We start from the raw sequence: 19,020 nt of genomic DNA on the forward strand, positions 1-19,020 counted from the left end.
ATTTTTTTTATTTTTCTTCGGTACTTTTCTCTGTTTAGTCAGGTTATAAGGTTGTATGAATGAAGACAACCTCAATAAGCAGGCTAAAAAATTATTACAGAAATATCTGAATGGTCAATGTACTCCTGAAGAGGAGCAACAGGTAATAGAATGGTTTTATTCTTTTGAGGATGAACTGCCTTCTGCAGAGCAGGATAGTACCGACAGCCTCAAAAGGTCAAAGTCGGTAATCCTTGATCAGATACAGCGGGAAGAAGATACACTAACATCTTCAGGATTCTTTACCTGGAAGCGTCTGCTTGTTGCTGCGGTTATGCTTGTTGTCATGGGAGGGTTATTTGGGATATACTGGAAAAGTAAGTATACATCCCAAACGGTGGAGCTGGCGGCTTTAATTCCGGATTCCAGTGGGCAATATAAAAATGATATTATGCCCGGTTCTTCTTATGCCGTTATTACTTACCCCAATGGCAAACGTGAGACAGCAATGGATTCGGTGAGTGATCACAACCTGCATTCGACTGCAGAAAACGGATTACTGACAGTAGAAGTTCCGAAAGCAGGGAAATATAAGCTGACTTTAAGTGATGGTACAAATGTATGGCTTAATTCTTTCTCGGTACTGTCGTATCCTACAGTATTTGATTCAGACCAGCGTATAGTAAAATTATCCGGAGAAGCCTATTTTGATGTTGCAAAGGATGCAAACAGACCCTTCCGCATAGAGCTGAACGGATCTGTAATAGAAGTATTGGGCACGAGCTTTAATGTGAATGCCTATACAGATGAGATCAGTACCTCACTTGTAGAAGGAAAGGTTAAGATTATTTCCGGTCAAAAGGAAACCTTCTTATCTCCCGGAAATGAAGCACTCATAAAGGATGGTGAAGTAGCAGTCTCCCCAGCAGATATTCAAAAAAATACAGCCTGGCAGCGTGGTGAATTTTATTTTGACAGCGATAATCTGTCAGAAATTATCAAGGAGGTGGCCAGATGGTACGATGTTGAAATCGTAAATGCCGAATCTTTACTCGTAAATACAACATATAAAGGTGCTATCAGCAGAGAGGCAAAATTGTCTGAAGTATTAAATATCCTGTCATCAGCAACACAACGCAGATTTGAAATAGACGGACGTAAAGTCATCGTGAAATAGTAAATGATATGAATTATTAACCCAAACCACAAAAATATGAATCGAATCTGACCTATCTGACTTAGTGCCTTTACAATAAAAAAAGGAGGTGTTGGAGCACCCCCTGTATTGAAAAAGGCAATTTTTTAATTGAAATGTGAATTCTATTGATTTTTTAACCTTTAACAATTCAAAGTTATGAATTTTTTTTCTCCATTAATAGAACAAGTTGACTGGAGAAGTCGATCAAATCCACTTGTTTTTAAAGTCCTACTAACTATGAAGTTAATTTGTATTCTGGTCCTGCTGTGTACACTAGGGGCCAGAGCATCAGGATATGCGCAGGAAGTGAGTCTTTCCATGAAAAACGCAAGAATAGAAAATGTACTTCAGGAGATAACCAAACAAACGAAGCTACGTTTCTTTTATGATGAAAAATTATTGGAGCGTGCGGGGCGCGTCAATGTATTTGCTTCCGAATCGGATGTCCGGGTCGTGCTGAATCGTGCACTTAAAGATCGGAATTTAGCCATCGAGATTCTGGGAGGCACTATTGTCATCAAAGAAAGAAAAAAAACAGATAATGAAGTATCCGGAGTTGTCAGTGATTCAACTGGTGTCATGCGCGGAGTTACAGTATCTGTATTGGGAGTCGCCGGTCTTTCGACCAAAACGGATGCCAATGGGAGGTACTCCATCCGGGTTCCTGAAAAGGGAATACTCCTGTTTCGTTTTATAGGATACAAAGACCAGCAGGTAGTCGTAGCCGGTAAAAATGAGATCAATGTGCGTATGGAAGCTGAAGAATCTCATCTGGAAGAAGTCATTGTAGTAGGATACGGTACACAAAAAAGAGTGAATCTTTCCGGAGCCGTGGACCAGATTGGTGAAAAATTCTTAGATAGCCGTCCGATTACAAATGTCGGAACAGCCTTGCAGGGTGCGATGGCCAATCTGAATATTACGCCTACCAGCGGAAGAGCCAACAGTTCTCCTGAGATCAATGTGAGGGGATATACTTCGCTTTCGGGAGGAGGTCCGCTGATTGTCATCGATGGTGTACCTACAACCAATGATGAACTGAACCGTATGAATCCAATGGATATCGCTAGTGTAACGGTACTCAAAGATGCGGCTTCTGCTGCGATTTACGGTAGCCGAGCTGCATTCGGAGTTGTATTGGTCACTACCAAAGCAGGGACTAGTGCAAATATTAAGATTGCTGCAAATTCTATTTTTGCTGCAAAAGCGATTACCCGCTCTGTACAGATTGAAGATGACCCGTACGAAGTCATGAAGTACCGGAATATAATGTCTGCACCCTGGTATAATCTGTATGATGAGAAAATGCTGGAATATGGGAAGCAGCTAAGTGAAAATCCTTCTTTGCCACGTGTTATCACAGATCCCCAGAATCCGAATGCTTATATCTATCTGGGGTCCACAGACTGGTTTAAAGAAGTTTATAAAGATGCACAGCCTTCTTATACGAACAATATCAGTATCTCCCAAAAAAATGAACGTTCATCTTACTATATTTCAGGGGAATATTTCAGACAGAACGGTATGCTCAGAATTAGCCCTGATACATACGACCGTTACAACTTCAGAGCCAAAGGTGATTATAAAATAACGGACTGGTTTACCTTATCAAATAATACAACGTATACAAATGATAAATATGATCAGCCGTCTGCAATAGACCAGGGCTATCTGTACTGGCATAATGTAAACCGTCAGCCTTCTCTGGATATGGTCTACAATCCTGACGGAACGTATACGCAGGCAGGAGTCAATATGATAGGTGCTGTTGCGGAAGGCGGAAGAAGTATTAAGCGGGTAAATGATTTCCAGAGTAGCTTCGGTGCGAAAATAGACTTTATCAAAGGCGTCTGGAGTCTGAATGGAGATGCTACATTCCGGAGAGTTTCCGGTAAAAGTCACTTCTATCAGTTACCACTACAGTTTAGTACGGGTCCGGGAATATTAAATCGCCAGAATTTTAACAGTATGGCTTCCAATAATAGTGATGAGACTCGTTACAATGTTTACAATATCTATTCGCAATATCAGCAGACAATTCAAGATCATTATTTTTCGGTCATGCTTGGTTTTAATCAGGAAGAGCGTATATATGAAGGGTTTTCTGCATCCAGAGATCAGTTAATTTCCAATTCTCTTCCTACTATTGGTCTGGCAACAGGAGAAATCCCTACTGTAGGAGCCTACGATTATGCCTGGGCGGTAAGAGGAGGATTTGCAAGGTTAAATTATTCCTATAAAGATAAGTATATAGTGGAGTCTAATCTGCGGTATGACGGATCATCCAGATTCCCTAAAAAGGATCGCTTTGCATTTAATCCGTCCGTTTCCGGAGCTTGGGTAGTTTCTCAGGAAAAATTCTTTGAACCCCTTAAAAAAACGATTGATAATTTTAAGCTGAGGGCTTCGTACGGATCTTTGGCTAATCAGGATCTTAAGGATAATTATTATCCGTATATCGCTAATATGCCAAAAGGAACAGGTGTAATTCTGGATGGCAAACGTCCTCCAATTGTGAGTAGTCCCGGTTTGGTATCCTCAACACTTACCTGGGAGACGATTACACAATCCAATTTCGGGGTAGACGTCAGCCTGTTTAACAATCATTTTTTCGGATCCTTTGATATGTACAGAAGGTATACAAAAGACATGCTGACAGCAGGCCGTGTTTTACCGATTGTACTTGGAGTAGGTGTGCCAGTTGAGAATGCAGCAGACCTGATGACCAAAGGCTGGGAGCTGACGTTGGGCTATAATAAAGAATTTATGCTCGGACATAAGCCTCTTTCTTTCTCTGCACGATTTAATCTGGCAGACAGCAGAGCATTTATTGAAAAATACAATAATCCCAAGAATAATCTGAACGATTATTACGTAGGACAGGAAATAGGAGAAATGTGGGGATTGACCACTTTAGGATTTTTCCAGTCTAAAGAAGAAATTGCAGCCCATGCGAATCAGTATGATGTCACTTCTTATCCGGGAACGCGTGGACTCGAACCAGGTGATCTGAAGTTTGCGGATATCAACGGAGATGGCAAAGTAAACCGTGGCGACTGGACACTTGCTAATCCCGGTGATTATAAAATTATTGGTAATTCCAGACAGCGGTACACATATGGTCTAGATCTGACTTCAGCATGGAACGGAATTGACCTTCGCGTATTTCTGCAAGGTGTAGGTAAAAGAAATTATTATCCGTCTGGGGGAGATCATTACTTCTGGGGTATTTATGCACAACCGTGGGCTAGTCTGACAAAATTTAATATGGACCACTGGACTCCGGAAAATCCTAATGCTTATCTGCCAAGACCAAAATCTTATGTTGCTGAGCAAAGTGGAATCGAACTAGCAGCAACGCAGACCAAATATATCCAGAATGCAGGATATCTGCGTGTTAAAAACGTGACTGTAGGGTATACATTACCCAAATATCTGACAGACAAATGGGGAGTAGAGCGCATACGTATATTCGGAAGCGGAGAAAATCTGTTTGAATTTACCAAACTCATGGACTATCTGGATCCGGAAATCGTAGGAGACAGAACGGCTTATCCATTTCAGCGAACTTATTCTTTAGGCCTAAATTTTATTTTCTAAAAAAGGAACACGATCATGCAAAATATAATAAGAAAGATAATAGCAGGAGGCGCTTTGCTTGGAATACTGTCTCTGATGACAGGCTGTAATGATGATTTTATGGATAGATATCCGACTACATCTATTACACCAGAGGTGTTTTTTACTAGTATTACAGATTTAAAGACATATACGGATGGTTTTTACGGATATCTGGATGCACCTATTGCGGATTTAGGTACGGACAACTTAGCCCATTACAATTCAGGAAGTACGATTGATGAAATAATGAGGGGAGGAGTTACACCTCAGAATGCAGCTGTATGGAGTTGGACCAGACTTCGGAATATCAACTTTTTTCTGGAAAACTACGGACGGGTAAAAAATGCAAAAGCAGAAGATGTCAATCATTATGTGGGAGTAGCTAAATTTTTCAGAGCACGGTTTTACATAGATAAAGTCAATACGTATAATGATGTACCGTGGTATGGCAGTACTATGGGTACAGGAGATAGTGAACTGCTTAATAAAAAACAAGATAGCCGTGCCCTGGTTGTAGATTCCATTATGGCGGATCTTGAATTTGCAGCAGCGAATATAAAGCCTGACGGACATAAATCAACAGTTACCAGATGGGGAGCTTTGGCTCAGTTAGCACAATTTGCATTACAGGAAGGTACATATAGAAAATACCATACCTATCTGGGCTTGAAAGACAGTTACAAGAAATTTCTGGAAAGAGCGGTATCTGCATCAGAGAAAATAATAAATGAAGGCGGGTTTCAGATCAGTAAAACCGGAGGAGTAAATCGGGCATACCGCGATCTTTTTATCAGTCAGAATTTGCAGGCCAATCCGGAAACCATTTTGTTCATCGATTACGATAAAGATCTGGGACGTAGACGAAATGCGCATACGGTACTGGACTACGAATGGGCTTTAAGCCAGACACTCATGGAGAGCTATCTGATGAAAGACGGAAGTCGCTTTACGGACCAGCCGGATTATAAAACGAAAAATATTGATGAAGTATTTGTAAACAGAGATCCGCGATTTGAGCAAACATTTATGAAACCCGGGTTTCAGGCTGTAAATGCTACTGCTCCTCATCGTCTTAAACCGACCTTAGGCGGATACAATCAGATAAAATTTTATCCGGAAGTAGCGGATATGATCAGCTGGGAAGCGGCATATACAGACGCATTTGTATTCAGATATGCTGAGGTATTATTGATTTTTGCTGAAGCAAAAGCAGAGCTGGGCATTCTGAATAATCAGGCTGATCTGGATAAATCTGTCAATCAGTTGCGTGCCCGGGTAGGTATGCCGAATATGATTCTCAGTCAGGTGAGTGCATTAATAGATCCCAAACAACAAGCTTATTACAGCAATGTGAATGAAGGTGATATTGGTCTTATCCTGGAAATTCGTAGGGAAAGACGTGTAGAGCTGGCATGCGAAGGTCAGCGATACAGAGATGTTTTCAGATGGGAAGTCGGGCAGCGGCTTGCAGATCAGCAACAGGGAATGTATGTAAAAGCATTAGGACCTATGGATGTAACCGGAGACGGTAAAGTAGATATCGCCATATTGGAGTCAGCGACCAGTACAGGACCGATAAGTCATCTTACAGAAGCAGAATTAAAGAACATCACGTTATACTATCTCAAAGATGCGAATGGTAATAATACGACTATCTATCTCGAAAACGGGAACAGCGGTCATATTATGTTTACAATAGCACGAGACAAAAAGAAAGAATTTGTTAAACCTAAGTATTACTATTATCCGGTGGCCAATAGTCAGTTGGTACTGGAAGGAAGCAATCTGGTACAGACACTTGGGTGGTAAGTACTGATGAGGCTACAGGGATCGGTTCAGAATAATTTTCCAGATTGATTCCTGTATGCTTAGTCGTATTTTTTTCAATTGCTTGGGTTTGATGACCTGTATAGTTAATGAATGCATATTCCAGATAACATTGTCAGGAGTATGCATTTTTTTATGTTTAACAGTTGTAAACATATTCGGTTTTATGTGTCATTTTGGTTGGATAAATATTGTTTAAATGTTTGTTTAAGGCATTTTTGTTAATTTTATTTGTTTACAAATACTTAACAAAAGTTTAGTTTTTAGGTAATATCTGAATTTTATTTTTGAAATGCAGTTAAACGCTTTTTTAATAAGCGCCTACTGAATGAATCTTTTAAAACAAAGTATTAATAAAAACAAAGGATGGCAATTAAACTCGTTGTATTCGACATGGCCGGAACTACGGTCAAAGACAAAAATTATGTTGGACAATCATTTACAGAGGCTATGTGTAAGCAAGGCTATAATGTTAGTGTGGAAGATGTAAACCCTATTATGGGATACAAAAAACCTGTAGCGATACGTATGATGCTGGAAAAACATGAGCAGGATAAAACGAAAATTACAGATGAATTAATCGATATTATTCATGACGATTTTGTTGCGCTGATGCTGGATTTTTATCATACATCACCGGATATCAAAGCTTTGCCAGGCGTTGAAGAAACTTTTGAGCAGCTTCGTTCTTCAGGTGTACACATCGGGCTGGATACCGGTTTTTCAAAAGATATTGCACAGGTTATCATAGACAGACTGGATTGGAATGACAAAATAGATATCATGGTGGCCAGCGATGAGGTGGAGGCCGGGCGTCCTTATCCTTATATGATTTACAGGATGATGGATAAATTCGGAATTCATTCTGCAGAAGAAGTAGCTAAAGTAGGAGATACGGAAGTAGATATAAATGAGGGGCTCCAGGCAGGTTGTAAATATGTGGTTGGCATTACTACAGGCTCTTTTTCCCGAAGCGAGCTTGAACCATACGGACCGACACATATTATCGATTCTATCGCCGATATCTTACCTATTATCCGGTAATAGTTATGAAACTGCTCACGTTCTTACGAAACAAAGCATCAAACTGGAATTATATGATAGTTTCCGTTTTTGCGGCTTTGGCAGCTTTTAGCTGTTATACCAGTATGTACGCCTTCCGGAAATCTTTTGCGGCAGCCACATTTCACGAAGCTGAATTTTTGGGACTGGATTATAAGGTTTGGCTTGTTGTCGTACAGATGTTGGGCTATATGTGCAGTAAGTTTTATGGTATACGTTTTATTTCAGAATCGAAAGGCAAGAACAGAGCAAAGTATCTGTTGACTTTAATTGGTATTTCCTGGCTGGGTCTACTTGGATTTGCACTTATACCCGCACCTTATAATATCCTGTGTCTGGCTGTCAATGGTTTTCCGTTAGGAATGATCTGGGGGTTAGTTTTCAGCTATTTGGAGGGACGTAAAAGTACAGAGTTCATGGGAGCTGTCATGTCTGTCAGTCTGATCTTTGCTTCGGGATTTGTCAAGACTGTAGGACGGACATTGATGGAGTTATTTTCGATTAATGAATTCTGGATGCCATTCTGTACCGGGTTAGTTTTTATGTTGCCCTTTCTGATCAGTGTATTTTGTCTGGAAATGATTCCCATGCCAACAGCAGAGGATGAAAGGCTAAGAACCAAAAGAGAGCCTATGAATGCGCTCCAACGCAGAAAATTTCTGATGGCTTTTCTGCCGGGAATCATTATCACGATTTTGATCTATGTGATGCTGACAGCTCTTCGGGATATACGGGATAATTTTGAGGTCGAAATATGGCAGATGATCCATGTACAGGATAATCATATATATGCAAAGGTAGATGGATTGATATCCATTGCTGTGCTGATCTTAATCAGTCTCTTGATATTGGTAAAAGACAATCTGAAAGCTTTTAAATTTATTCATCTGTTGATTTTCTGTGGATTTTTGATTGCCGGATTGTCTACTTATTTTTTTGACAGACAGTATATCGGAGGTGTGGCCTGGATGAGCGCAGTAGGTTTGGGACTGTACATGGCGTATATCCCTTACAATGCCATTTTCTTTGAACGTATGATTGCCAATTTTCATGTAAAAGGGAATATAGGATTTATTATGTATCTGGCCGATTCTATCGGATACCTGGGAAGTCTTTCAATTCTTGTCATCAAGGAATTCAGCCCTGTTGAAATCAGCTGGGCTATGTATTTTAGTCAGCTGGTATTTGTGATGGCTGTCATAGGTGCAGGTTGTGTGATAGCTTCATGGATTTACTTTGCAAATAAAACAAAATCAAAAAAGAATATATTTATACAAACGCAGGATTTAAATGTAAATGAACACTTCAGCCGAAGTATTATTTCTACTAAATTTTAATAAAGAAAAAGAATAATGGAACATCAATCTTATGATTTAATTGTTATTGGCGGGGGAATTCTGGGTACTTTTCATGCTTATCATGCCCTGAAGCTTGGTAAAAAAGTACTCCAGTTGGAAAAGGATAATTTTCCGGTAGGCTCCACTGTTCGCAATTTTGGTCAGGTAGTTCCGTCCGGAATGTCTGGTAAATGGTTTGGATATGGAGTGAGAGGGTTGGATATCTATCAGGAAATCCAACAGGAATTTGATCTTTCTGTACGCAGTAACGGAAGTGTATATATTGCTTCTGATGAAGATGAGCAGACACTCCTGCATGAACTAAAAAACTATTATGATACACTGGGTTATTCGCAGCAATTATTAAATAAGCAGCAGGTAACTGATAAATACCCGGCCATAAAAGATTCGTATGCAAGAGAAGCCTTGTTTTTTGAACAGGAGCTCAGTGTCGAACCACTGGTGATGATTCGCAGATTACAGGAATATCTGAAAGTGAAATTTAAAAACTATACGTTGCGATTTGATGCGCCGGTTATTGATTGTGCGGTAACGGGTTCGACTGCAGAAGTGGTATTAACGAACGGTGAAAAACTCCAGGCTCATAAAGTAATTCTATGCTGTGGATATGAATTTAAACTCCTTTTTAAGGAATTATTTGAAAACAGCGGACAGGTTATCAGTAAATTGCAGATGATGCGCACAAAACCATTAAAAGATATTGGTCTTAACGGAAATATTCTGACAGGTCTTACGATAAGAAGATATGAGAGTTTTGCAGATAATTGCCCGTCTTTTGGTAAAATAGCTACGCCTGCACATTATGATGAACTTAAGAAATACGGCATACATATACTCTTTAAGATGGCTCCGGATGGCAGTATTATTATTGGAGATTCACATGAGTATTCCTCTGGTTCGAGATTTGATGACTTAGGTTTTTCCTTAGATTCCCGTATCAACGAGCTGATGCTAGCAGAGGCCGGGCGAATAGTTAATTTTGATGTCAATCAGCTTGCCAGCAGCTGGGCTGGTTTTTATGCCCAACATGAAGACGGTATTCTGGAATACAATATCGATGAACGTATACATATCCGGACTTGTATAGGAGGCAAAGGCATGACTGCAAGCGCAGGATATGCAGAAGCCAGTATTGCCGATATATTTCAGGTGTGATAGTATATGAACCCCGTAAAAATGATATGTTTTAAAATGCAGAATTAAGGTTCTGCATTTTTTATTTAAAGGAAATACATTTCTCATCTTATTTTGTAGCTGTATAGCTACAACTTTTTGATTTACTGCGTACTTACGTTATTTTAATTCCCCTAATCCTGACAGGTAAGGTATATTTGTTATTCGTTTTAACAGCATGTTAAACAATAATCCGAAAAAATGGTAATGTAATCATTTGACGGAATATCAACCTGATGGAAATATTAACTTCTGAATTTAGACTGTACAATTTTAATTTTTGCCAGGTTGCGTATCCATACGCAAATAAGGAAAGTACTGTGCCTAATATAGCAAGACCGTTTCAGAAGCATACATTTAGGATTTGTCGTCCGGATATACGTAATCAATACTTGTTATGGGCATGATGATTTATATTGTTTATACCCTGTTGATGACGGCTTGTCTGCTCTCCCTGCATCTTATCTACTCTTTGAAAGAACGCAGAGCATTCGACTGGGTAGGAGTAGGGCTGTTGATCGTAGCAGGAATTCATGTAATACACAATTCAATATTCAGAAGTACATATGTCGATAATGTATTAATGTTTAAAATCGCCCCGTTTGAATTCTTGTATGGACCGCTGTTATATCTGATATGCGCCATTTCAGACACAAAAAAACTATCTTACAGGTATCTTTTTCATTTTGTTCCGTTTGGATTAGCTTGTGTTTTTTACTTTATCATTGTATTTGATTCTGAAAAACCATACCTCACTGTATTTTATGAACTGCATGATTATATTGCTGCATGTTCATGGCTTATCTATTCTATTGCCATATGGATTCATATGGCAATACATCAGGATAGTAAACATTATCGTTCAAAGGGGTTGTACTGGATTGCTACTGCCGGAGGATTGTCTGCACTGACAGTCCTGGTGATCGATGTATTTGATGCAGATGATGAGTCTAAAATGCTGCTTACAAATCTATCTAATTTCTTGATGTTTGTGCCTGTTCTGATCACGGTGAGCTTTCTATATCTGTACTATTTCAGATTGCTTTTCCTGAAGAGATCTGATACAGATAAGAAAATAACAGAAGAGCAGTATCCCAGTTATAAAAGTTCATCTCTGAACATTTCGCAGATGGAGGCCTATGCAATAAAGATTACAAAATATCTGAATACGGAAAAGTATCTGGACAATACCTTTAGTCTGGATGTATTATCCAGTCATACCCGGATTCCTAAGCATCACCTTTCTCAGGTTTTTGCCCGTTATTACAAATGCAATTTTAACAAACACATAAATTTGCTCCGGATTGAATATGCATGCCGGATTCTTGAAGATCAGGATTTTACAGATAATGTAGATAATCTGGTTGAGAGATGTGGTTTCAATTCAAAAGCTTCTTTTTACCGCAATTTTAATCTGATCCGGGGCTGTACTCCATTGGAATACAGGCAATCAAGAATTGCCGGTACCTTTAAACCGGAACAGGATGATACCCGTATGCGGAAATTGAATTAAAAACAGATAGTTAATTCCAATCTGTGTCCTTATTTTTGTTCATTAACTTATGAACTGAAAAATCTGAAAATTATATACATATGAAAATACAAGGTTTAATATTACTTGCAGTGGTAGCTATTGCAGTAATTGTAGGATTGATGTTTGGGTTACCCAAGTATTCTGTATGGCAGCAGGAAATGGCCGGTAAAGCGCGACTGGCAGAAGCCACTCAATCCCGCCAGATACTGATTGAGCAGGCCAGAGCTGAAAAGGAAGCTGCTGTTTTACAGGCGGAAGCAATTAAAATCATGGGAGAGGCTGCTCAAAAGTATCCCGAGTATCGTAAGCAGGAATTTATTGGAGCATTTGGAGAAGCCCTGAAAGCCGGAACTATTAGTCAGATTATTTATGTACCTACAGAAGCTAATATTCCGTTATTGGAAGCAGGAAAACGCAGTAATGTAACAGAATAATTGCAGATGCTTAATAATTTTGGCACGCATATTGAATAATATCTAACTCATAATTTAGGTTAATAATTGGTTAAAAAGCCCTGCATCTCCCCGGTGACGGGGCTTTTTGTATTAAAAGGCATTTCAATTGTAAAAGCTGAGCTGTTGTTTATCATTTAGTAAGTTGTATAGTTGAGCTATGTTTTTGATTCCAAGTTTTTTGAACAACCGGATTTTATAAGTGCTCACCGCTGTTTTGCTTAAGTTTAGTAATTTCGCTATATCCTTTATGCTTGATCCTTTTACCAGTAAAAAAGAAACTTCCAGTTCGCGGGGAGACAATATTATACTAATAGATTTGGTGTCCTTATTAGATTCTTTTAGCGTAAACCGCTTGTTACTTTTTTCTTTTCGGAAATGTTTGGCTCCTGATAATACAGTCTGTATCACATCGCGTATATGCTCAATGGATTGATCTTTACATACATACCCAAATGTCTTTTTAATAGAATTTGATGAGGTTAGAAATTTAATATCTTTCTTACTTAAGAGAATAATCTTGAGGTCATTTTGTATATCCAGGATCTGATCAATGATAGAAACCCAATCACAATTCGGAAGTTCAATTTCCATAATAAGAAGATCGTATTTAACGACAAGAAGCATAGATTGCAATTCTTCAAAATTACCAGCTATATAAATATCGATATCGTTAAGAAATTGCTCTAAAAGGGTTGAAAGACCTAATCTTGCAACCGGATGACTATCAGCAATCAGTATATTCTTCGTTGACATTTGTTGACATATTTTGAAATTATTCTGTGTGTCATATCCTATATACTGAAACCTGTAAAAGTATTAATGATTAAACTATATGAGTATTTGTACACCATTCATTGCCGGCGCTCTGGTATTGGTCTGGTTTTAATTTAAAAGTCAGCGCAAACCATTGCTTACAGCTAAAGAAGAGCATAACACTATCTCCTAAAGTTGTTAAACATTAGTGTTTTTATTGTTTAATATTAAGAATATGTTTCTCTGTTAGTGTGAGAGAATTAATTATGCAACATTACAGAATTTATTGAATAAAAACAAGAGGTGGTTTGTATAGAATTCGTTCTGTTTGTAATAAAATTATTTATTTAATTAATTTACGAAATTTGGAGGCAGGTTGCTTTCTGCTCTACAAATGGTTCAGTAGAATCAGCAAGGCAATAATCGCTTTATGTAAATGCTCTCTGATATGACGCAATGCAATGGTGATCTGATTTTCCACCGTTCTTTGAGAAATTTTTAGCTTTTCTGCAATTTCCTCATTCTTAAGGTTTTCAAATCGACTCATAATAAATATCTCCTGACATCTTTTTGGAAGTTTAGACAGGATATTGCGTAAAGTATTATCCAGTTCTTCAGATTCTAATTTATCAATTGCTATATTATAGTTTGTGTCACGGCTGATAACAGACAAATCATCCATAAACTGTAACCGGGATTTTTCTTTATTTTTTATACATTTATATACATGGTATCTAGCAGAAGCATGCAGATAGGCCGGAAATGAGGTAATCTGCAGCTGATGACGTTTGTTCCAGATATTAGAAAAAATATCATGTGTTATCTCTTCACTTAGTTCCTTGTCTTTAAGATATGAAAAAGCTGTCCGGAATAATAATGACCAGTATTTATCAAAAAGTAAAGTAAAAGAGGATTGGCTGTCTTGTGTCTGAATTGCAGACCATAGTTCATGATCAGTCCATATTAGATTATTGATCGATGACTTTTTATCTGACTGCATATGGATTAAAATGTATACTTCTTTAGTGTGATAATTTTTAAAATGAGACTATTGTAAATATAGCTAAAATTTAGAACCCGGAACAAAAATGAAAATAAAATTAAATATGTATGTGTGTGTGCACTTAAAATTGTCTCTATGTTCATATACAGTCTGGAAATTATAATACAAGGCAGAGCTCGATCTGCTTCATGTAAACATAAAGAATCTGAACACTAACTATCTAAGTCCTAAGGACAATCAGCCCGTTGCTTGCAACGGGCTTTCTTTATGACAGGTGGAACCCTTAATAAACATATCCTGAGCTTTTTTTGAAATATTAAAAAATAAATCAAATATTTATGTGTGTATAATATTAAAAAAGGCTCTATTTATATTAAACCTCATATGAAAAGCAATGCTATCTAAGGAACAATATATACAACTGTATGAAAAATATACAAATGGTAGTTGCAACAAGGAAGAATTGCAACAATTGGAAACCTACAAAGATAACTTTCAGTTCGTAGATATTCCATGGGATAATACGATAATGGGGGATGCGGATGAAGTAAAGAATCGTATCTATAAAAAGTTGTTATCCGAGATGAATGAAAATTCAGAAACAGGATACAGTAATTATTTCTGGATAAAGTGGGGTATTGCTGCTGCTTCCATATTAATTATTCTGGGTGGAGTGTGGATGATGCAAAAAAGCAGTGAGCCTGTCAGACCTGCATCGACCTTAACTAAAAACAGTATCAATCCGGGAGGTGATAAGGCAATGCTTATTCTGGAAGATGGTACGCAAGTTGATCTTGAAAATACAGCTTCGGGGGAGATCAGCAGAAACGGAAAGTATGTGGCGGCAAAGGTGGGTAACGGGCAATTGGAATATAAAGATGAGGACGTTAAGACTACTTCTGCTATTCGTTATCATACTTTACGGACACCAAAGGGAGGACAGTTTCAACTTCGGTTACCTGATGGTACAATGGCCTGGCTCAATGCAGCTTCTTCAATAAGATATCCTACAGCTTTTGTCGGGTCAGAGCGTAAGGTAGAGATCAGCGGAGAGGTTTATTTTGAGGTTAAAAAGCAAAATGGTAAACACTTTATTGTGCAGGTCGATGATCAGAAGATTACGGTGTTAGGTACCCGGTTTAATGTTTTTGCCTATTCCGACGAATCGTTTGTGCAGACCTCGCTGATAGAGGGCAAAGTACAGATAGAAATTAAAGAAAAACAACTGATGCTTAAGCCCGGGCTGAGCTCTGTTTATAATAAGCATACTGATAATATTGGAATTAAAAAATTCGACCCTGATGAAGTATTAGCCTGGCAGCAGGGTTATTTTAACTTCAATGCGGAACATATTGAAAGTGTAATGCGCAAAATCTCAAGATGGTATGATGTAGAGGTCGTTTATGAAGGAGATATGAAAGGCAAAATATTCTCAGGTACGTTGTCACGATTTAGCAATGTTCAGGATATTCTGGATATAATGATACTTACGGGAGAGGTGAAGTTCAGAATCAAGGACCGTAAAATATACGTTATAAGTCGCCGGACATAACTATCTCGAACATTTATGAACTGTTTTTCTTGAAGTATAAGTTGTTGCATGCTGTATTACAACTATTGAGCATTCTTTGGAAGTGAAATTTTCCGGATGTATTTCTTAAATGTATGGTTAAAAATGGTTTCAGGGGGTCATTATTCTTCTGCAAACCAATTGTGGTTACCATGTTGTCAGCAAAGTAGATAATTTTCTAATAAAAGAAGCAGCAATAAGCGGATTTAAATGATATGGATAATATAGAATCTTTCAGGTATCTGATTAAAGAAAGAGATGTAACAATTGTTATATCTGCTGCAGATATAACGCATTGTATCTCCGCAGGGGCATATACGGAATTAATCAAGGCAAATCAGAAAGTATATATTATCAAAAAAAATATTAAAACAGTTCTTGAAGAACTGTCTCATCCATACTTTATAAGAGTGAGCAGATCAGTAGTTGTAAATCTTAAATATTTAAAATACATTCATAACAGAGAAAAACAAGTAGAACTGGAAAGTGGTATCTGCCTGGAGTTTAGTGTAGCAGCTTTTCAGCTGATCAAAGATATAGAATGTATATTTAAGAGTAATTCTTCCCGTATCCGGTCGTTATAGTAGGAGAAGAGTTTGTGCATATCATTGATTAAAGTGTATACTGCTTCGAATTTTTTTAAGAAGAGGACTCCTGTTAGATAAAGAACAAAAGTGTCAGCAAACGATCTAATTTACTTCTGATAATTTTCAGTGCTGTTTTTATATGGTTTTTTACAGTAAATTCTGAAATACCCAATTCTTCTGCTATCTCTCTGTGGCTTTTGGGTGTCTGTCTGCTCATTGAATATACTTCGCGCATTTTGGGCGGAAATGCATTGACTGTTTGTTCAATAAATAGTAAAAATTCTGTTTCTGCTATATGTTGATCCGTCACACACTGACCTGTATTTATAAATTCCTGAAGAGAATCTAAGTATTTACTTTCTACCCGGAGGTGTGCTATGTAATCCAGTATTCGATTACGTAGTATGGTATGCAGATATCCCTGAACATTCATGATATCCGGTAGTGTACTGCGCCTGTCCCATAGATTTGTAAACAGCTCCTGAACCAGATCTTTAGCTTGCTCCAAATCTCCTGTTTTCTGATAAGCATGTACTGATAAAGTCTGTTTATACCGGCTATACAGTGTCGAAAAAGCATGCTGATTGTCTGCTTTTGTCAATACCATAAGCTCTTTGTCCGAAAGAGTGGAATAGGGTTTCATAATCAATATAATTGCAGCAATTGTTTGATTTGCTGTTATTTAGATTAATGGTTATATTCGTTTGTTAAGAAAGCTGTTGTTTTCTTAGTGTGATTATCGCCTAAGTTAAGAAGTGTGTTTATGTTTTGCAAGTAATGGTAAAAATGTTTTGTAAGCTTAAAGTTTCCGATGGTATTAGAATTTAAATAGTAACTATATGAATAGAATTTGTAAAGTAATATGCTGTATCTGGTTTTCAGTCATTGCATTATCTTCAAACGTGAAAGCTATTGACGTGATTCCGCGGCCTGCTTCTGTTTCAGAAAGGCAGGGTGAATATCTAATTAGTAATAATATTGGTATTTACGCAAATGGGAGTTTGGATAATGAGATTTCCAGTATAGCAAAAATTTTAGAAGACGAGCAGGGGGTGAAAACATCAAAGGTTACATCTGCAAAACGTGCGGGTATCCGGTTGTTACTTAATCAAACATTACAGCATGATCTGGGTATTGAGGGTTATCGTCTGTAAGTCGATGACAAAGGTGTTTTGATTGAAGCTCCTTCTTCAACAGGTATTTTTTACGGCATCCAGACTTTAAGACAGTTAGTGAAAAAGGAAACCGGTGTAGCCAGAGTTGGCTTTGTACTCATCAGTGATATACCACGGTTTTCATGGCGGAGCTATATGCTGGATGAAGGCCGTGCATACAAAGGCAAAGCTGTAGTGAAAAAGCTTCTGGATGAAATGGCAGCGCTGAAAATGAATGTTTTTCACTGGCATCTGACTGAAGATCAGGGCTGGAGACTGGCCATTGAAAAATATCCAAACCTCACGAAAATTGGTGGAAGACGGGATTCAACACAAATAGGAGGATGGAACAGTACGAAGTATGATGGAAAACCATTAGAAGGCCATTACACCCGTGCAGATATAAAAGAAATTGTAGCCTATGCCAAAGAACGTCATATCAACATTATGCCGGAAATAGAGATGCCCGGACATGCCAGTGCCGCAATAGCTTCCTATCCATGGCTGGGCGTTACAAAACTTCCTATAAAAGTTCCCACAAGTTTTGGTGTCAAATACGACATATTTGATGTGACAGATCCAAAGGTTATAGAATTTCTTCACGATGTATTGAAAGAAGTAATAGATATGTTCCCTTCTGCTGTAATTCATATCGGAGGCGATGAGGTGAAATATGATCATTGGAACAAATCTCCCGAAGTACAGGCATACATGAAAGAGCATGCATTGACTTCGCCAGCCGATCTTCAGCTCCTGTTTACCAATGATATTTCCAATTTTCTGGAAAAAAATAATAAGCGTATGATGGGATGGAATGATATTATGGGTGCAAAATTACATGACTATAATCAGGATGCTCCACCAGTGACAGGTAAACTTTCAAAATCAGCTATTATTCAGTTTTGGAAAGGTAATGTCGATATGATGAAAGATGCAGCTCGTAACGGGTATGACATTGTTAATTCCTATCATGAAGCTACTTATCTGGATTACAGTGATATTTCTCTGGAAAAAGCTTATAGCTTTGACCCTGTTCCTGAGGGGCTGGATAAACAATATCATGCTAAGATATTAGGTCTGGGATGTCAGATGTGGGGAGAATGGATATCTGATCTAAACGATATGTATAAGCAAACATTTCCGCGTATAGCCGCCTATGCTGAGGTTGGGTGGACTAAAGTTGAAAATAAGGATTATGAACGCTTTCAGCAATCTTTACCTTATTTCTACAATCGATGGAATAAGAATGGGATAAATTTTAATAAGTAAGATTTTCATATAAAAGAACTTAATGCGGAAGATGATCCCAAATAATTTCCTGCTTATGAAAATAAACCCATCAGAAATTGTTATATTGTGTAACATCATTCCCTTGAATATGCCCTTTTCAATATTCACGATCGGAAACGGAAGATGATATAGAGTGATCAAAAAGAAATATACTAAATACATAAACTTATGAGTATTGTAATATTTAAAGATCAGGCTTTTGACACCAAGAAATTGGTGAACATTACCCTAAAGAGTGAACACCTGAAGTTTCTGGCTAAATTAAAACGTGTAGATACCGCTAAACTGGTGTATGTTCATAGCAATACGGAAGAGGGTGGGGATATGCCCGCCTATCTGGATAATAAGTATCTGGCTGAAGTATGGGAAGACAATAAATTTACGGGAAATGTTATTCTTATAAATGAAGAGAACGCGGAAGTGGAGCTCTTCGAGGAATAACAGATTTGATTATTG

The 19,020-nt window shown here is 38.0% G+C and carries 15 protein-coding genes and 1 pseudogene; 13 read left to right on the plus strand and 3 right to left on the minus strand.

Annotated elements, in window-relative coordinates; translation table 11 throughout:
* Positions 1-55: 55 nt before the first annotated feature.
* From I6J02_RS13685 to I6J02_RS13720, 8 genes are all read left to right on the plus strand, one after another.
* Positions 56-1,156, plus strand: a complete 1,101-nt coding sequence (locus I6J02_RS13685) for a FecR family protein (RefSeq protein ID WP_201678433.1) — start codon at positions 56-58, stop codon at positions 1,154-1,156.
* A gap of 258 nt (positions 1,157-1,414) precedes the next feature.
* Positions 1,415-4,777: a SusC/RagA family TonB-linked outer membrane protein gene (locus tag I6J02_RS13690; RefSeq protein ID WP_236581891.1), complete on the plus strand. Its 3,363-nt coding sequence runs from the start codon at positions 1,415-1,417 to the stop codon at positions 4,775-4,777.
* A gap of 15 nt (positions 4,778-4,792) precedes the next feature.
* Positions 4,793-6,607: a RagB/SusD family nutrient uptake outer membrane protein gene (locus I6J02_RS13695; protein ID WP_201678435.1), complete on the plus strand. Its 1,815-nt coding sequence runs from the start codon at positions 4,793-4,795 to the stop codon at positions 6,605-6,607.
* 384 nt (positions 6,608-6,991) lie between these two features.
* On the plus strand, positions 6,992-7,669 hold the full coding sequence (locus I6J02_RS13700) for an HAD hydrolase-like protein (protein ID WP_201678436.1): 678 nt from the start codon (positions 6,992-6,994) through the stop codon (positions 7,667-7,669).
* Between the two features lie 5 nt (positions 7,670-7,674).
* Positions 7,675-9,024, plus strand: a complete 1,350-nt coding sequence (locus I6J02_RS13705) for a DUF5690 family protein (protein ID WP_201678437.1) — start codon at positions 7,675-7,677, stop codon at positions 9,022-9,024.
* A 15-nt stretch (positions 9,025-9,039) separates the two neighbouring features.
* A complete protein-coding gene (locus tag I6J02_RS13710; protein WP_201678438.1) occupies positions 9,040-10,200 on the plus strand; it encodes a TIGR03364 family FAD-dependent oxidoreductase in 1,161 nt (386 codons plus the stop codon).
* 421 nt (positions 10,201-10,621) lie between these two features.
* On the plus strand, positions 10,622-11,731 hold the full coding sequence (locus I6J02_RS13715; RefSeq protein ID WP_236581892.1) for a helix-turn-helix domain-containing protein: 1,110 nt from the start codon (positions 10,622-10,624) through the stop codon (positions 11,729-11,731).
* Between the two features lie 80 nt (positions 11,732-11,811).
* On the plus strand, positions 11,812-12,186 hold the full coding sequence (locus I6J02_RS13720) for a hypothetical protein (protein ID WP_201678440.1): 375 nt from the start codon (positions 11,812-11,814) through the stop codon (positions 12,184-12,186).
* A gap of 123 nt (positions 12,187-12,309) precedes the next feature.
* Here the strand turns inward: I6J02_RS13720 and I6J02_RS13725 are convergent, their stop codons facing one another.
* Together I6J02_RS13725 and I6J02_RS13730 are read right to left on the minus strand one after the other, a co-directional pair.
* Positions 12,310-12,960, minus strand: coding sequence for a response regulator transcription factor (locus I6J02_RS13725; protein ID WP_201678441.1), 651 nt, complete (start codon positions 12,958-12,960; stop codon positions 12,310-12,312).
* Between the two features lie 388 nt (positions 12,961-13,348).
* Positions 13,349-13,960 carry an RNA polymerase sigma factor gene (locus I6J02_RS13730; protein WP_201678442.1) on the minus strand — a complete coding sequence of 204 codons (612 nt, stop codon included), beginning with the start codon at positions 13,958-13,960 and terminating at the stop codon, positions 13,349-13,351.
* Between the two features lie 397 nt (positions 13,961-14,357).
* Between I6J02_RS13730 and I6J02_RS13735 the strand changes: the two genes are divergently transcribed.
* Both I6J02_RS13735 and I6J02_RS13740 read left to right on the plus strand, forming a co-directional pair.
* A complete protein-coding gene (locus I6J02_RS13735; RefSeq protein WP_201678443.1) occupies positions 14,358-15,515 on the plus strand; it encodes a FecR family protein in 1,158 nt (385 codons plus the stop codon).
* Positions 15,516-15,748: 233 nt separating this feature from the next.
* Entirely contained in the window at positions 15,749-16,117 is a 369-nt protein-coding gene (locus tag I6J02_RS13740) for a LytTR family DNA-binding domain-containing protein (RefSeq protein WP_201678444.1), read from the plus strand.
* 73 nt (positions 16,118-16,190) lie between these two features.
* On the opposite strand, the gene I6J02_RS13745 is transcribed toward I6J02_RS13740, so the two are convergent.
* Entirely contained in the window at positions 16,191-16,763 is a 573-nt protein-coding gene (locus I6J02_RS13745; protein ID WP_201678445.1) for an RNA polymerase sigma-70 factor, read from the minus strand.
* A gap of 196 nt (positions 16,764-16,959) precedes the next feature.
* Between I6J02_RS13745 and I6J02_RS21790 the strand changes: the two are divergent.
* The 3 genes and pseudogenes from I6J02_RS21790 to I6J02_RS13755 form a co-directional block, all read left to right on the plus strand.
* A pseudogene (locus I6J02_RS21790) lies at positions 16,960-17,343 on the plus strand (glycoside hydrolase family 20 zincin-like fold domain-containing protein); the annotation flags it as partial.
* 9 nt (positions 17,344-17,352) lie between these two features.
* Positions 17,353-18,543, plus strand: coding sequence for a beta-N-acetylhexosaminidase (locus I6J02_RS13750; RefSeq protein WP_236581894.1), 1,191 nt, complete (start codon positions 17,353-17,355; stop codon positions 18,541-18,543).
* Between the two features lie 189 nt (positions 18,544-18,732).
* Positions 18,733-19,005, plus strand: a complete 273-nt coding sequence (locus I6J02_RS13755; protein WP_201678446.1) for a hypothetical protein — start codon at positions 18,733-18,735, stop codon at positions 19,003-19,005.
* Positions 19,006-19,020 lie beyond the last annotated feature (15 nt).

This window comes from Sphingobacterium spiritivorum (assembly GCF_016725325.1).
Lineage (GTDB): Bacteria > Bacteroidota > Bacteroidia > Sphingobacteriales > Sphingobacteriaceae > Sphingobacterium.

What these genes read in the sequence shown, in the direction of transcription:
- I6J02_RS13745 (WP_201678445.1), bottom strand. Translation starts at nt 16,763, where the DNA reads ATGAAACCCTATTCCACTCTTTCGGACAAAGAGCTTATGGTATTGACA.
- I6J02_RS13730 (WP_201678442.1), bottom strand. Translation starts at nt 13,960, where the DNA reads ATGCAGTCAGATAAAAAGTCATCGATCAATAATCTAATATGGACTGAT.
- I6J02_RS13685 (WP_201678433.1), top strand. Translation starts at nt 56, where the DNA reads ATGAATGAAGACAACCTCAATAAGCAGGCTAAAAAATTATTACAGAAA.
- I6J02_RS13735 (WP_201678443.1), top strand. Translation starts at nt 14,358, where the DNA reads ATGCTATCTAAGGAACAATATATACAACTGTATGAAAAATATACAAAT.
- I6J02_RS13740 (WP_201678444.1), top strand. Translation starts at nt 15,749, where the DNA reads ATGGATAATATAGAATCTTTCAGGTATCTGATTAAAGAAAGAGATGTA.
- I6J02_RS13755 (WP_201678446.1), top strand. Translation starts at nt 18,733, where the DNA reads ATGAGTATTGTAATATTTAAAGATCAGGCTTTTGACACCAAGAAATTG.
- I6J02_RS13705 (WP_201678437.1), top strand. Translation starts at nt 7,675, where the DNA reads ATGAAACTGCTCACGTTCTTACGAAACAAAGCATCAAACTGGAATTAT.
- I6J02_RS13690 (WP_236581891.1), top strand. Translation starts at nt 1,415, where the DNA reads ATGAAGTTAATTTGTATTCTGGTCCTGCTGTGTACACTAGGGGCCAGA.
- I6J02_RS13695 (WP_201678435.1), top strand. Translation starts at nt 4,793, where the DNA reads ATGCAAAATATAATAAGAAAGATAATAGCAGGAGGCGCTTTGCTTGGA.
- I6J02_RS13725 (WP_201678441.1), bottom strand. Translation starts at nt 12,960, where the DNA reads ATGTCAACGAAGAATATACTGATTGCTGATAGTCATCCGGTTGCAAGA.
- I6J02_RS13720 (WP_201678440.1), top strand. Translation starts at nt 11,812, where the DNA reads ATGAAAATACAAGGTTTAATATTACTTGCAGTGGTAGCTATTGCAGTA.
- I6J02_RS13700 (WP_201678436.1), top strand. Translation starts at nt 6,992, where the DNA reads ATGGCAATTAAACTCGTTGTATTCGACATGGCCGGAACTACGGTCAAA.
- I6J02_RS13715 (WP_236581892.1), top strand. Translation starts at nt 10,622, where the DNA reads ATGATGATTTATATTGTTTATACCCTGTTGATGACGGCTTGTCTGCTC.
- I6J02_RS13710 (WP_201678438.1), top strand. Translation starts at nt 9,040, where the DNA reads ATGGAACATCAATCTTATGATTTAATTGTTATTGGCGGGGGAATTCTG.